This window comes from Pelomonas sp. Root405 (assembly GCF_001425165.1).
Taxonomy (GTDB): Bacteria; Pseudomonadota; Gammaproteobacteria; order Burkholderiales; family Burkholderiaceae_C; genus Pelomonas.
On the sequence record NZ_LMDU01000004.1, the window covers coordinates 41,409 to 57,022 of the forward strand.

Sequence of the window (15,614 nt, forward strand, 5' to 3'; positions counted from 1 at the left end):
AAAGCCAGAGCACGACAACACCAGCGGAGCCACGCTGCCATGAACAGGCCGCGAAGAAGCGGCCGCGCGAATCAGCAGGAAGAGACATGATGAAGTTCCGAACCACGGCGATTGCGCTGCTCAGCCTGGGCGCCGCCTTCCTGGCGCATGCCGCAATCACCGGCACGAGCCCCTTGACCCTGATGGCTGCGCTGACCGCCTTGCTGGCGGCGGAGCCGAAGCAGGGCCCCGGCCTGGGCAACCTCAGCTACACCGAGGCCGAGCTGTTCAAGCCGGTCTCGGTGATCAAGACCGAGACCGCACCGGGCGCGGGCGACGGCGACATCCCCTTCCGCTATCCGGGCCGCCAGGAGTACGGCACCAACGTCGCGCTGATGCTCAACGGCTACCTCGTCGTCATGTTCGCGCCGGACAGCGGGCAGTCGACCGGCGGCTTCCTCGTCTACGACGTCTCCAACCCGCGCAGCATGCGGCTGGTCAAGAAGATCTACGAACCCGAAGGCCGAACCGCGCAGTTCCGCGAGCCGCACGCCATCGGGCACGCGACGGTCAACGGCCGGCAATACCTCGTCGTGCCCAGCACCAAGGGCGTCAAGTTCTGGGACTTCAGCGACGTCAACGACATCCGCCAGGTCGCCAAGCTGGCGCTGCCGACGGTCGACGGCGGCGACTACTCCAGGGTCACCTGGCAGCTGTGGTGGCAGGCGCCCTACCTGTACGTCGCGTCGGCCGATGACGGCATGTACATCGTCGACGCGCGCGACCCGGCCAACCCGGTGCTGGCCAACCGCGGCGGCGGCCGGCCCAACCCGGTGCCCACCGGCGAACTGGGCGGCTTCCGCGTCGGGCCCATCTTCACGATGGGCAACCACCTCGTGCTGAGTTCGATGGACACCTACGCCGGGCTGGCCAGCCTGGACATCTCCGACCCGCTGAACCCGCGCCTGCTGGACAGCGTCGGCAATGTGCCCTTTTTCTATTCGATCTGTTTTGACGGCCACAACGTCTACGGCTCGGCGCGTGGCCGTGGCCGCGACGGGCGCATGTTCTCCTTCGACCTGGACGACCCCGCCCGCTTCGTGCCCAGGGACGACCGGCTGCTGATGGACGAGCAGCTCTATTGCAGTACGCAGGACCAGTTCGTCTTCCAGGGCGCGCAGGTGCGGATGCACAAGGTCGATGTCAGCGACCCGCTCAATCACCGGCACGTCGCCCAGGGCGGCCTCTACCCCGAGGGCTCGGACAAGGCCAGCCACTCGGACCATGGCCAGGTCACGCCTATGGGCAATCTGGTCTACATCGGCAACGACCACGGCCAGGGCAGCGGCTTCATCGTCCATGACCGCAATCCCGACGCGACGCCGCCGAAGGTGCGCCAGATGTCGCCGCGGCCCGGCGCGCTCAAGCAGGCGACGACCTCGCGCATCGGCATCGCGCTGACCGACAACATCCTGCCGGAAAGCCTCCATGCCGCCAGCTTCATCGTGCGCCCGCGCGGCGGCGCGGCACTCGCCGGCACCTACAGCGTCCAACTCGGCATCGTCAACTTCGCGCCGGCGCAAGACCTGGCACCGAATACCACGTACGAGGTGCTGCTGCCGGCCGGCGGCCTGAAGGACTACGCGGGCAACGCCATCGCCACGGCCTTCAGCGCGCAGTTCACCACCGGCGACCGCAGCCAGCAGGCCGACATCGACACCGCCGCGATCACCGGCCTGGCCCACCACTGGCCACTGGTGCGCGGCCTGCAGGACATCGTCGCCGGCAACGATGGCCGGACGACGCCCAGCGACAGCTTCCGCGACGGCGGGCTGAACTTTGCCGGCCGCAGCGCCGGCGTGGTGCTGGGCAAGCCCGACAGCGCCAACCTGGCCGGTGGCACCGCCACGTTCAGCTTCCACATGAGGACCACGCAGCGCGGCCATGCCCGCGCGGCCGAAGCGCCCGGCATCTTCGGGCAGGGCCCGGCGGGCGTGCTCTGGGGCTGGATCGACGAGCAGGGCCGGCTGCGGCTGTCGGTCGGCGAGCCCTCCCCTGCCAACCCGGGCCTCGCGTCGGCCCGCGCAGTCAACGACGGCCAGTGGCATGCCGTCGTGCTGACGCGTGACGCGGCCAGCGGTGCGCTGACGCTGCAGGTCGATGGCGCCAAGCGCAGCGGCAAGGGCCCAGCGGGTCAGCTGAACCCGCCCGCCCAACCGCAGATGCTGGGCCAGATCCAGGGCAGCGCCGACTTCTTCCGCGGCCGGCTGGCGGACGTGCGCGTCTACAACCGTGTGCTGGGCGACGCCGAGGCCGCAGCGCTGCGGCGCCAGGCCGCCGTGCGCATCGCCGGCGCGGTCGGCAGCGAGACCCTCGTCGTCGGCAGCCGGGCCGAATTCAACCCCAGCATGCTGGCGCGCAGCGGCGCCCAGTACCGCTGGAACTTCGGCGACGGCTCACCACACACCGCGTTCTCGCGCACGCTGGCGGCATCGCATCGGTTCACCGTGGCGGGCCACTACAACGTGGTGCTGACGGTGCGCACGGCCGACGGCGCGGAGCACACCCACGCGCTGCACCGCACCGTCGTCAACCCGCGCACCGCCAAGGCGCCCGCGCAGAGCAGCAACATCGTCGGCGACGGCACGCAGGTCTTCAGCGTCAACCCCGACAGCGGCACGGTCACGGCGATCGCTGCCGACACGCTGGCCAAGGCCTGGGAGGCCCGCGTCGGCGATGAGCCGCGCACGCTGGCCATAGCCCCGGACGGGCGCGTGTGGGTCACCGTGCAGGGCGAGGACAAGCTCGTCGCACTGAACCCGCAGGACGGCAGCGTGTCTGCCACGGTGCAGCTGCCCTACGGCAGCGCGCCGCATGGCGTCGTGTTCACGCCGGACCAGCGCATGGGCCTCGTCACGCTGGAGGGCAGCAGCACGCTGATGAGCTTCGACCCGGCCAACGGCGCAGCGCGTGCATCCCTCAAGCTGACCGGCGACGTGCGCGGCATCGCCGTCAACGCGAATTCATCCGAGGCGCTGGTGACGCGCTTCCGCTCGCGCATGGACGGCGGCGAGGTGTACCGCGTGGGGCTGGACAAAAAGCTGGCCCTGTACCAGACCGTCACCCTGCGCGTCGACACGGCGACCATCGACGCCGAGAACCGCGCGCGCGGCGTGCCGAACTATCTGCACCAGGTCGTCATCTCGCCGGACGGCCTGCGTGCCGCGTTGCCGTCCAAGAAGGACAACATCGTCGGCGGCACCTTCCGCGATGGCCGGCCGCTGGCGCACGAGACCACCGTGCGCTCCATCGTGTCGCAGCTCGCGTTGGTGCCCGGCGCCCACGAGGTGTTTGCCGAGCAGCTGGACTTCAACGACCGCGCCCCCGCCCGCGCCGCGGCCTATTCGCCCAATGGCGACTACCTGTTCGTCGCGCAGATGGAGGGCAACCGCATCGCCGTCGTCGATGCCTACAACCGCTCGGTGCGCGGCGAGATCGAGACCGACCGCGCGCCGCACGGCCTGTATGTAGACGAGAAGCGCCAGCGCCTTTACGTCAACAATTTCCTGGGCCGCTCGGTCGGCGTCTACGACATCGGCCCGGTGCTGTCGGCGGAGTCCTTCTCGGCCCGGCCGCTGGCCAACGTGGCGGCGGTGACCGTCGAGCCGCTGGCGCCGGCGGTGCTGCGCGGCAAGCGGCTGTTCTACAACGCCGCCGACCGGCGCATGAGCCGCGACAACTACATGTCCTGCGCCAGTTGCCACGCCGACGGCGGCGACGACGGCATGGTCTGGGACTTCACGCAGCGCGGCGAGGGTCTGCGCCGCACCATCAGCCTGAATGGGCGCGCAGGTCTCGGCCACGGCCGCGTGCACTGGACGGCCAACTTCGACGAGCTGCAGGATTTCGAGAACGACATCCGCGGCGCGTTCGGCGGCACCGGCTTCCTCAGCGACCGCGATTTCTGGGCCACCTCCGACCCGCTCGGCGCGCCCAAGACCGGGCGCAGCCGCGACCTCGACGACCTGGCCGCCTACATGACCTCTTTGTCCAAGCACGGCCGCAGCCCCGAGCGCCAGGCCGATGGCAGCCTGACCGTGGAGGCGCTGCGCGGCCAGCAGCTGTTCGGCAGCATGCAGTGCGCGACCTGCCATGCCGGCACGACGCGCAAGGATGGCCTGCGCCACGATGTCGGCACCGTGCAGGCGTCGTCGGGCAAGGGGTCGAAGCAGGCGCTGGCCGGTGCGGGCTTTCACACGCCGCCGCTGCAGGGGCTGTGGGCCGCGCCGTCCTTCTTCCACAACGGCCAGGCCGCGACGCTGCAGGACGTGTTCGCGGCCGGGCACGGCGGCGCGCAGGCCCTGTCTGCGGCGGACCGCAGCGCACTGGCCAGCTTCCTGCGCTCGCTGGACGCGAGCAGCGCGGCCGACGTGAAACCGCAATGAGCCAGGCCTTCCAGCGCATCGTCATCGTCGGCGGCGGCACCGCCGGCTGGATGGCCGCGACGGCGGTGGCCACCGCGCTGCGCGGGCGCAGCAGCGTGGAGGTGGTGGAGTCCGAGGAGATCGCCATCGTCGGTGTCGGCGAGGCCACCTTTCCGTCCATCCGCAACTACCACCGGCTGGTGGGCATCGATGAGGCCGACTTCCTGCGCGCCACCCACGGCACCTACAAGCTCGGCATCGAGTTCCGCGACTGGCGCGTGCAGGGCGAGGGCTACTTCCACACCTTCGGCGACTTCGGCGCGCTGACCGGCCCGCGCGCGCTGTGGGGCCAGCACCGGCGCCTGGCCGACCCGGCGCTGGGCGCCCTCGGCGAGCAATGCCTGCCGACCGTGATGGCCCAGCAGGGCCGCTTTGTCGTGCCGGCGGCGGACGACGGCCACGAGCCCTACAAATACGCCTACCACTTCGACGCCACGCTCTATGCCGCCTTCCTGCGCGAGCTGGCACTCAAGCGCGGCGCGCGCCGCACCGAGGGCCGCATCGTCGACGTGACGCGCCGCGCCGATGGCGGCGTGCAGAGCCTGAAGCTGGCCGACGGCCGCGAGGTCACCGGCGACCTCTTCATCGACTGCTCGGGCTTTGGCTCGCTGCTGCTGGGCAAAGTGCTGGCCGAGCCCTTCGTCGACTTCAGCCGCTGGCTGCCGGTGGACAGCGCCTGGGCCTGCCCCTGCGAGCGAAGCGGTTCAGAGCTCACGCCCTACACGCGCTCCACCGCACTCGAAGGCGGCTGGGCCTGGCGCATCCCGCTGCAGAACCGCACGGGGCATGGCCATGTGTTCAGCAGCCGCCACATCGATGCCGACCGTGCCCGCGAGCAGCTGCTGCAGCAGCTCGACGGCAAGCCGCTGGCCGAGCCGCGCCTGCTGCGCTTCACCACCGGCCACCGCGAGCGCTTCTGGGTGCACAACGTCGTGGCGCTGGGCCTGTCCTCGGGCTTCCTGGAGCCGCTGGAATCGACCAGCATCTTCCTGATCCAGAGCGGCCTGGGTCATCTCATGGAGCGGCTCACCAGCGGCCAGCCCGTCGATGACGCCAGCGTCGACGACTACAACAGCCGCGCGGTGCGCGAGTTCAGTCGCATCCGCGACTTCATCGTCCTGCACTACTGCCTGACCGCCCGTCGCGACAGCGCGCTGTGGCGCGACATGGCGGCGCTGGAGCTGCCCGACACGCTGGCCTTCAAGCTCGAAGCCTGGCGCCGCCTGGGCCTGCTGCACCTGCAGGGTGACGAGGGCTTTGACGAGCACAGCTGGCTGGCCGTCCTGACCGGCCTGCAGCACTGGCCGGAGCGCACTGACCCGGTTCTCGAAGAACTCGCGCCCGAGCAGGCGCGGCAGGCGCTGCTGCAGCGGCGCCAGGCCATTGCGCAGTCGGTGGCGCGACTGCCCTCACACGACGCCTTTCTGGCGCAGGTGCTGCAAGAACCCAGAAGAACGACATGAACCCGACATCCCCAGAGCCAGACAAGCCGGTCGAACCCCAACCGCTGCGATGGCAGCGCCGCCACAGCGGCTATGCGCTGACCGTCGCAGTGATCATCCACATCCTGCTGCTGGCAGCCGTGCTGTCGTGGCGCGCCAAGGCGCCGCCGCCGCCCAAGCCGCGCGGCTCCGCAGTCAGCATCGTGGAGGGCAAGCAGCCGCCGGCGGCCCCCGAGCCGCCCCCTCTGCCGACACCGAAGTTGACGGAGCCGCCTCCGCCGAACATGCCGCTGATGCCCGAGCTGCCGCCCATCGAGACGCCCAAGGTCGAACCCCCGCCCAAAGTCGTCCCGCCGCCGGTGCCCCCGCCCGTCGTCGCGCCGCCTCCGCCACCGCCGGTCGTGGTGGCCGCGGCGCCGGCCGCCAGCAGCGCGGAGCCGCCCAAGCTGTTCGAGGAATGCGCCGACTCGCCGGACCGGCCGATCGTGGCCGAGGTCTACCGCTTGCGCAACGGCACCACGTCGGTCAGCGAAATGCGCCGGCGCAAGCCCATCAAGACCGTGTGCCTGGCCCAGCTCGACATCACGCCGCGCGACCACCGCGACGGTTTCCCTGGCCTGGACATGAACGAATGGTTCGGGCTCGACATCCGCTTCACCGTCAACATGCCGCAGGACATCACGATGGACGTCATGCTGCTGTCCGACGACGGCGCCATCCTCACCATCGACGACGTGGAGGTGATCAACAACGACGGCATTCATGCGGCCAGCCCGCTGATGGAAACGGTGAAGCTGGCCAAGGGCCCGCGCAACTTCCGTGTGCGCTACTTCCAGGGGCCGGGCTTTGGCCTCGCGCTGATGCTGGGTTGGAAGAAACCGGACGGCAAGGACTACCAGTACATCCCCCGCCGGCTGCTGGGCCGTCCACCGGCGGCGGCCGCGGCCGCGCCATAGACACGCCGACATCCGGCGATTTCAGGGAGCACAAAAGATGAAGCGAACTCAGAATGACCAAGCCAGCCACCGAGGGCTGTATACGGTGGCCGCAGCGGTGCTGCTGCTGGCCGGCGGCGCCGCTGTCTGGCGGTTTGGCGACAAGCCGGCTGCTGACGCGCCGGTTGCCGCGCAGGCTGCGGCGCCCGCCATGCACGTGTTGCCCGCGGTGCTCACGGTGCCGGCCGTCGTGGCCAGCGCGCCGGCCGTCGCGGCCCAGTCAGCAGCAAGCATGCCCGCGGTGCCCGGCCGCCCGAAGGTCGCCGGGCTGCCTGACGTCGAATCACCGACCGAGTCCCTGCGCAAGGTGCAGCTGGGCCTGAATGGCGGGACTGCAGAGGATGCCCTGACGGCGGCCCGGACGCTGCAGCATTGCGCCATGATGGCCAAGGCCCCGGAAGCCCTGTTCTCCGTCCGCGATCAACCAGAACTGATGCCGGCCAATGTCAGGAAGGCGATCAAGGACATGGGCGGCGAGGAGCGCGTGAGCAACGAGACCCTCGCCCGCGCCCAGAGCGAGCAGCGGCGCTGCCAGGTCTTCGACGCCGCCACGATGGCGCGCAGCGGCGAGCTGTTTCAAAAGGCCCATGACGGCAAGGCCGCAGGCGCGGCGATGGCCTATCTGCAATCGCTGCAGGCGCCCGATGCCAAAGGCAAGGCGGACCCGGCCTTGATCGCCAGCCTGCAGGCCAATGTGCGCAAGGCCGCCGATGCGGGCGACCCCGACACGCTGATGCCGCTTGCCATGGCATCCGGCGATCTGGCGCGCGATCTGGGCATCACGCCGATACAACGCAACGCCTACCGGAATGCCTACGTGCAGATCCAGGACGAGCGCATGCCGGGCATGGGCAAGGCGATGGCAAAGATCATCGATGCGGTTGCACAGATGGGTTCGCCGGCGCCGCTGACCGCCGTGCAGCAACGCGAGGCCGACGCGCTGACCACGCAGATCGTCGACGCCTCGCGACGCGCGCGCAAAGGGTGATCAAACCTGACACCATCACGCCCCATGCAACCCACCAAGACACTGGCCACCATGGCCCTCCTGGCACTCGCCGCTGCCGCCTCGGCACAAGGCGTCGAGACCGTCACGCCCGACCGCGCGCGCGCCAACTTCGCCCGCCCCATCACGCTCGCGGCGGATGACGTGCGCGCCTTCCCCGCGCCGCCCACCGGCTTTGCCGATGCCCGGCCCGGCGTGGCGGCCGGGCGCGTCGAGGAGTTCAGTTATGCCTCGGGCGTCACGGGCACGCGGCGCTCGGCCAGCGTCTACCTGCCGGCGGGCTATTCGGCCGAGAAGCGCTACCCGGTGCTCTACCTGCTGCACGGCATCGGCGGCAACGAGCACGAATGGCGCGGCTATGTGCGGGCGCCGCAGGTGCTGGACAACCTCATCGCCGACGGCAAGGCGCTGCCGATGATCGTCGTCACGCCCAATGGCCGCGCGTTGCCCGACGACCGATCGCCGCCGGCCGACCGCGTGTTCACGGCCGAGCATGCCGCCGGCTTCGCGAAGTTCGAGCGCGACCTGCTGGACTTTCTGATCCCGGGCGTCGAGGCCAAGTACCCGACCCTGGGTGACCGCCGCCAGCGCGCACTGGCGGGGCTGTCCATGGGCGGCGGCCAGGCGCTGAACTTCGGCCTGGCCCATCTCGACACCTTCGCCTGGGTCGGCGGGTTTTCGTCCGCGCCCAACACCAAGCCGGCCGCCGAGCTGCTGGCCGACCCCGCCGCCGCGCGCCGCCAGTTGGCGCTGCTCTACCTGTCCTGCGGCAACAAGGACGGGCTGATCAATGTCTCGCAAGGCGTGCACCGTGCGCTGAAGACCAGTGACATCCCGCATGTGTGGCATGTCGACGAGCACGGCCACGACCGCGACAGCTGGGCCGAGAACCTCTTCCACTTTGCACAGCAGCTGTTCCGCTGAGGCCGCAGCGATGCTCAGACTTTCAACGCACGCGCTCGCAGCCGCCCTCTGCCTAACTGCCTTTTCAGCCGGCGCCCAGCCAGCCGATGCGGCCAACCTGGAGCGCGTGGAGGTGGCGGGCCGCAAAGGCGAGGTGTCCCAGTGGGTCCGCGCCGAGAGCCAGCACTTCGTCGTCTACTCGGATGCCCGCGAGGAAGATGTCAGCCAGCTGCTGGACAACCTGGAAAAACTCGATCACCTGTTGCGCATCTACACGCTGCCTGGCTACCAAACCACGCAGCGGGTCGATCAGCAGGACGCCAAGCTGACGCTGTACCACCACCGCGGCGCCGCCGACCTGCTCGACATCGACGCCAGCGGGCCGGCCGATGCCATCGGCCTGTACAGCAGCTGCACAGCCGGCGTCCAGGGTTTCGGGGTGCAGCTGGACCGCATTCCCACGCTCGGTGACGAACAGCTGGACAAGGCCCCGTTGAACGAAACCCTGTCCCATGTCTTCGAGGCGTATGCGCGGCACTTCCTGTATCGCCACACGGACATCCGCAGTCCGGCCTGGTTCATCGAGGGCTTCGCTCAGTACTTTTCCAGCGTGCGGTTCTCGGAAGGACAGATGGTGGTCGGCCGGACCCCGAAAGCTATCGCCAGCTACCTGCACTTCCTCGGCGAAGGCCGACGCTACAGCCTGGAGTACGACGACGTCCTGCTGCACAAGCTCGCCGACGCGCGCAACTATGCCGGCCCCGCCGGCGTGCGCCTGGAGTTCGAGGCCAAGTCCTGGCTGCTGATGCACTACGCGCTGGCGTCGGAAGACAGGCGCAGGCGGCTGAGCCAGCACCTGGCGCTGGCCGGCCGCGGCGTTGCGCCGACGACGGCGTTCGAGCGCGCCTTCGACCTGAAGACTTCCGACATCAGCCAGGTGATGTGGCGGTATGGCCTTCGGGGCACCGAAACCCTGCGGGTGGCGCACCCGTCCCTGCCCGCCGCACGCGTGAGCTTTCGCAACCTGCCCCGTGCAACGGGCGAGTTTGTGCTGGCGGATGCCGCCTTGAAGTCATGCCCGAGCCGGCAAGCCGGCGAGGCGCTGCTGCGCAAGGTGACCGCTCTGGCGGCCCGGTTCCCGAACGAAGATGCCGCGCGCCTGACCCTCAGCCGGGCGCAGATCGACTGGGGCGATCCGCAGGACGCCCTGCCCAGACTGAATGCCCTCCTGCAAGTCGACGACGAGCACTTCGAGGCCCGGTATCTGCTGGGCCTGGCGAACCTGCGACTGGCCGAACGCCATGGCGGCGAAGCCAGGCGGTCGTTCCTGCAGGCCGCGCAGCGCCACCTTGAGCTTGCACGCGGACTGAAGCCCCAGTCACCGCAAGCCGCCTTCGCGCACGTCCAGGCCGACGTGGCCGCAACGGCTGAGCCGGACGGTGCAGCGGTGGAGGCGGCCATCTCGGCGGGGCAGTCGGCGCGCGAAGTCAACGCGCTGGCGCGATTCGCGGCATTGGCCCATGCCTACGCCGGCCATGCCGACGAGGCCCACCGAACATTGGCTTCGCTGGCGCAGGACCTGCGCGACGAACCGACGGCGCGATGGGCCAGGCAGTGGCAGAGCCGGCTCGAAACCGGCGTGACGCGGGGCGCCATCCTCGCAGAGATGCGCCGCAGCCCCGCGCCCGAAACGTCGTCCAAGGAATGGACCATCGACAAGGAGAGCGTGATGCAGCAGGTGGCACGCGCTCATGGCATGGAAGCCGCGGAACCCTTGCTCAAGACACTCCAGGAGCAGCAGGACCGGACGCAGCAGCCGGCCAGCAGCATGGGTGGCAACGCAGAGAAAAGGTAGCCGCCGGCATCGACAGACGCGAACGGCCACCATCCCGGGCAGCGCGAGCGTCATTCAGCGCCTGCGCTCCCCGCGAGCCGCATGCCGAGCTGCTCGGCGATGTGCACCTGCAGCGCCTCCAGGGACACCGGCTTGGTCAGGAAGACATTGACGCCGGCCTGCAGGCAGGCCGCCCGGTGCTCGGCGGTCGCCGTCGCCGACACGGCGATCACGGGCACCGCAGCGAACTCGGCGTTCGCCCGCAGACGGCGCGTGGCTTCGACGCCGCCGACCGATGGCATCACGCTGTCCATCAAGATCAGGTCGGGTCGGAAGCGCCGTGCGGCGGTCAGCAGCTCGCTGCCGTCGGCGGCCTGTGCCACCTCGAAGCCGGCGTCGCCAAGGAAGTCGCAGAGCAGCGCGCGGTTCGCCGCCACGTCGTCGACGACCAGCACCCGCCGCCGCGGGCCCAGATAGCGAGCCAGGCCGGGCGCCTTCTGCGGCGCCGCCTGCAGCGGCGGCGCCACCGGCAACGGCAGCTCGACGCTGAAGCGTGTGCCGCGGCCGAATTCGCTGCTCACCTGCACTTGTCCGCCCATGTCGTTGACAAGGGCCCGGGTGATCGCCAAGCCCAGCCCGGTGCCACCGCTGCGGCGCTGCACGTCGCCGACCTGCTCGAAGGGCTTGAAGATGCGCGCCATGTCTTCGGGGCGCATGCCAACGCCGGTGTCCTCGACATCCAGCTGCATCAGCACCTGGGCCGGGCCCCGGGCCGTCGCACTGGCGCGCAGGGTGACCATGCCGGTGTCGGTGAACTTGATCGCGTTGCCCAGCAGGTTCAGCAGGACCTGGCGCAGCCGGCGCTCGTCGGCCAGCACGGCCGCAGGGAGGTCCGCGGCCGCGTCGAACACGAAGGCCAGGCGCTTCTCGTCGGCCTTCACACGCATCAGGTTGACGACCGTCTGCAGCAGGCCGCGCAGATCGACCGGCTCGGGGTTGAGGTCGGTGTGGCCGGCCTCGATGCGCGCCAGGTCGAGGATGTCGTTGATCAGCGCCAGCAGGTGCTGCCCGCTCTGGTGGATGGTGTCCAGGCCACGCGCCTGGCGCGCGCTCAAGCCGCCCTCCATGGTCAGCAGTTGCGCGTAGCCGAGGACGGCGTTCAGCGGCGTGCGCAGCTCGTGGCTCATGCCGGCGAGGAACTCGCTCTTCGCGCGGTTGGCCGCCTCGGCGGCATGCCGCGCGGCACGCTCGGCCTGAAGCAGCTCACCCTCGGTTTCGGCCGCCGCCGTCTGCGTGCCGTCCTGCGTTTCGAGCTTGGCCAGCAGGCTCCTCACCTGACTCTCGACGGCGTCCTCGCTGAGGGCCAGTGCCCGCGCGATCTCGGGGTAGGCATTGCCCTGCGCGATGAATCGCAGCACGCTGATCTCGGCCGCCGTGATGGGCCTGTCCGTGATTTGACCCGCCAGCTCGAACGAGCCCTCGGACGGCAGCGCCAGGCGACCGGCGTGCACGGCGCGGATGGCGTCAAGCAGCTCTTTGTGCAGCGCGTTCTTCAGAAGATAACCGCAGGCGCCGGCCTGCAGGGCGCGCTGCGCCTGGGCGTCGCCGGCATAGGTGGTGAGCACGATGATGCGCGCGGCGGGAAACTCGGCCCGAATCGCACCGATGGCATCGAGCCCGCTCATGCCGGGCATCTGCAGGTCCATCAGCGTGACGTCCGGGCGGTGGCTGCGGAACTGCTGGATCGCCTCGCGCCCGTTCGCCGCTTCGGCGACGAGCGCCATGTCCGGCTCCACGCCGAGCAGCGTGGCGATGCCCTGCCGCACGATGGGATGGTCGTCGACGCAGAGAACCTGGATGCGGGTCTGTTCTTCGCTCATTCGCCGGTCTCGCTGGCCGCCGGTTTCCGTTGAAGGAACCACGACCTGGTGGGTGACGGTTGACTGTACGCCCGCGACCCGGGAGCGCAGAACTCCACTTGCGTGCCCTTGTCCAGGCTGGTAAGGCTGAGCGTGCCGCCGACGAGTTCGGCGCGCTCGCGCATGCCGCTCAAGCCGAAATGCCCCTCCTTCTCGCCGGCGCGCAGCACCCCGGGGGGAATGCCCTTGCCGTCGTCGCGCACGCGCACGCGCAGCTGCCTTGGGTCATACAGGATCTCGACTTCGATGTGCGTCGCTTCGGCATGGTGGAAGGCGTTGCGCAGCGCCTCGCCGGCGATGCGGAAGGTCTCGTCGCGCACGATGGGGTGCAGATGTTGCGGCCGTCCCTGCACTTCGACATGGGCCGATGCCGCATGGCCGCTCTCATTCGCGAGATCCTCGGCGAGCGCCCGCAAGGCGTCCGCGAGGTTGTTGGTCTCCAGCGTCGAGGCCCGCAAGCCTTCCACGGTGTCGCGGCCCTCCGTGATGGCCTCGGCGGCGCGGTCGATGGCGCTGGCGAGCACCTGCTTGGATTCGCGCGGCCGGTCGGGCAGCAGGTTCAACGCCGCCTGGAACTGCAGCAGCAGGCCGTGGAAATGCTGCAGCAGCGTGTCGTGCAGGTCGCGGGCGATGCGCGTTCGCTCGGCCACGCGCGCCTCCAGCTTTGCCTCGAACTGGCGCTGCAGGCGCCGGATGCGCATATGCAGCCAGAGCTGGAAGCCGCTCCAGGCCAGGCCCAGCAGCACGATCCCGGCGGCGAAGCGGAACCAGGTGGTCTGGTAGAAGGCCGGCGCAATGGCGAAGGCCAGCTGCGCGCCCTGCTCGTTCCACACGCCGCTGTTGTTGGCGGCCTTGACATGGAAGCGGTAGCTGCCCGGCGGCAGGTTGGTGTAGCTGACCTGGCGCCGGTCGACCACCTCCTGCCAGTCGTTGTCGTGCCCTTCCAGGCGGTAGCGAAAGCGGGTGCTCTTCGGGTCGACCAGGCTCAGGGCGGCGAACTCGATGCGCATGTCCCGCACCCGGGGGGGCAGGCGCAGGCCGTCGGCAACGGCATAGGGCTTCTGGTCGGCCACCAGCGTCTCGATGTGCACCGGCGGCGGCAGCGGATTCACCGGCAGGTGATTGGGGTCAATCACCTGGAGGTCAGCGCCCGACACCATCCAGAGCTTGCCATCCGGCCCTTTCGCCACCGGGGGATTGAAGTAGGCCGGCGAGAAGGCCAGCAGCGGGACGCCGTCTGCCGCGCCCCAGACCTTCGGGACGATGCGGTGGCTGGCGTCGGCGATCCAGGCCGCGACGTCGTCGCGCAGGACCCGCACCAGCCCGCAGGCGGCATAGACCCACAGCGACCCGTCGTCGTCCAGCGTCGACCAGTGGACCGTGTTGCAAGGCAGGCCGTTGCCGACGTCCAGCGTGGCGATGCGGCCCTCCTTGATGCGGCTCAGGCCGCCCTTCTCCGTGGCCGCCCACACCGCGCCCTCGGCATCGAGCCGCAGGCCTGCGACATGACCCGCGCCCAGCCCCTGCCCGGGCACCAGGCGCACCTCGACCTCGCCGTCCTTGAAGTACAACATCCCGCCGTCCTGCCAGAAGGACAGCCACACCCCACCGCGGTCGGCGACGATGACCTTGGCCTGCTGCCGGCGCCCGAAGGTGGCCCAGGGGATGGTTTCGGCAAACCGGCCCTTGTGCAGCCGCACCAGGCCATCCTTGACCGACAGCCAGAGGTTGCCCGCCTCGTCGCCCGTGATGGAGAAGACCTCCGTGCCGGGCACGCCGCTGACCGGCACGAAGCGGTCGTCCGCGAAGTAGACGAGGCCACCGCCCGTGCTCACCCACAGCCGCCCGTCGGCGTCCTGGTACAGGGACTGCACGGCCGCATTCGGCAGCCCGTCGCGCTGCTTGTAGACGGTCAGCGTCGCGTCCTTCCAGCGTGCCAGTCCGTCATTCGTCGCCACCCAGACGCTGCCGTCCGTGGTGGTCAGCACGGCCTTGGTGGCCCCGTTGGGCAGGCCCTGCGCCATGGAGAGGGTCGTGACCGGCAGCTTGCGGAAGCGGTCGATGCCCTTCTCGCTGCCGTACCAGATGTTGCCCTCGCGGTCCTCGAAAAGACTGCAGGCGATATTGCCCGACAGGCCGTCGGCGCGGTTGAACGTGTCCGCCTTGCCATCCTGCAGGTGAACCAGCCCCAGGCCTTCGGTGCCTATCCACAGGCCGCCGTCACGGGCGCGCAGCAGCTTGTTCGATTTGATCTGGCTGTCATCGAGCCACTCGCGAGGATCGGCGGCGCTTCGCATCGGATAGGGCAGCAGCTTGTCACCGGCGACGCGCTTGATCCCGGCGCCGCGGATGCCGACCAGCAGCTGCCCATCGACGGTCGTGCTCAGGTCGCCCACGCGCGCGCCGGGGGCGTCGAATCGTTGCGGTGGGCCGGGCTTCCAGCGCCACAGGCCGGACTCCGCCCCGGCCCACAGCGCCCCGTCGCCATCCTCGGCCAGGCTCCAGACGAAGGAGCCGAAGCCGCCGCCGTGCGTGGTGCATTCCACCTGCCCGGCACGAACGGCACACAGCCGCCCCGGGTTCGCGAGCACGCCGGCCCAGACCGTGCCGTCGCGATCTTCCAGCAACGACGTCACGAAGCCCCCGCCAAGCTGTGGATAGCGCGTCAGCTCGGCGCCATTCCAGCTGGCCAGGCCGTCGAAGGTGCCGATCCAGAGCGTCCCGTCGCGGGACACCATCAGGGCATAGGGGTTGTCCGGCAGCGACTGGCCCGCCGGTGGCTGCCAGGGAACGAAGCGCAGGCCATCGAAGCGGAACAGGCCAAATGACCCGCCGACCCAGAGATAGCCGTCGGGCGTCTGTGCCATGGAGAAGACGAGCCCGAGCAAGGCCCCGTCCCGGGCTGTCCAGGAGGTGTGCGCGTACTGGGATGCCTGCAGGGCCGGATCGCCCGCGCGGGCAGTGGCCGGCGAGGTGAGCAGCGCCGCGGCCAGCAGCAGCCCTGGCAGGAGGCGTCCTCGGCGCCGGCCTTCGAGTTCACTCACCGCAAGTC

8 protein-coding genes are annotated in these 15,614 nt (G+C 69.9%); 6 read left to right on the forward strand and 2 right to left on the reverse strand.

The window, feature by feature from the left end:
- Nucleotides 1–89 precede the first annotated feature (89 nt).
- The 6 genes from ASC81_RS08205 to ASC81_RS08230 all read left to right on the forward strand — a co-directional run bounded on the left by ASC81_RS08205 (nucleotide 90) and on the right by ASC81_RS08230 (nucleotide 10,664).
- Nucleotides 90–4,424, forward strand: a complete 4,335-nt coding sequence (locus tag ASC81_RS08205) for an Ig-like domain-containing protein (RefSeq protein ID WP_082536375.1) — start codon at nucleotides 90–92, stop codon at nucleotides 4,422–4,424.
- Nucleotides 4,421–5,926 (forward strand): tryptophan halogenase family protein, encoded by a 1,506-nt coding sequence (locus ASC81_RS08210; RefSeq protein WP_056265096.1) that lies wholly within the window; start codon nucleotides 4,421–4,423, stop codon nucleotides 5,924–5,926. The genes ASC81_RS08205 and ASC81_RS08210 overlap by 4 nt, the downstream gene beginning before the upstream one ends.
- Nucleotides 5,923–6,861 (forward strand): PA14 domain-containing protein, encoded by a 939-nt coding sequence (locus tag ASC81_RS08215; RefSeq protein WP_056265098.1) that lies wholly within the window; start codon nucleotides 5,923–5,925, stop codon nucleotides 6,859–6,861. The genes ASC81_RS08210 and ASC81_RS08215 overlap by 4 nt, the downstream gene beginning before the upstream one ends.
- Nucleotides 6,862–6,958: 97 nt before the next feature.
- On the forward strand, nucleotides 6,959–7,888 hold the full coding sequence (locus ASC81_RS08220; RefSeq protein WP_156391898.1) for a hypothetical protein: 930 nt from the start codon (nucleotides 6,959–6,961) through the stop codon (nucleotides 7,886–7,888).
- Between the two features lie 24 nt (nucleotides 7,889–7,912).
- Entirely contained in the window at nucleotides 7,913–8,830 is a 918-nt protein-coding gene (locus tag ASC81_RS08225; RefSeq protein ID WP_056265102.1) for an esterase family protein, read from the forward strand.
- Between the two features lie 10 nt (nucleotides 8,831–8,840).
- Entirely contained in the window at nucleotides 8,841–10,664 is a 1,824-nt protein-coding gene (locus ASC81_RS08230; RefSeq protein ID WP_056265104.1) for a hypothetical protein, read from the forward strand.
- A gap of 50 nt (nucleotides 10,665–10,714) precedes the next feature.
- Here ASC81_RS08230 and ASC81_RS08235 read toward each other — a convergent pair whose 3' ends face one another.
- Nucleotides 10,715–12,523, reverse strand: coding sequence for a response regulator (locus ASC81_RS08235; protein ID WP_056265106.1), 1,809 nt, complete (start codon nucleotides 12,521–12,523; stop codon nucleotides 10,715–10,717).
- Nucleotides 12,520–15,606 carry a two-component regulator propeller domain-containing protein gene (locus tag ASC81_RS08240; protein ID WP_156391900.1) on the reverse strand — a complete coding sequence of 1,029 codons (3,087 nt, stop codon included), beginning with the start codon at nucleotides 15,604–15,606 and terminating at the stop codon, nucleotides 12,520–12,522. Before ASC81_RS08240 ends, ASC81_RS08235 begins: the two co-directional genes overlap by 4 nt.
- Nucleotides 15,607–15,614 lie beyond the last annotated feature (8 nt).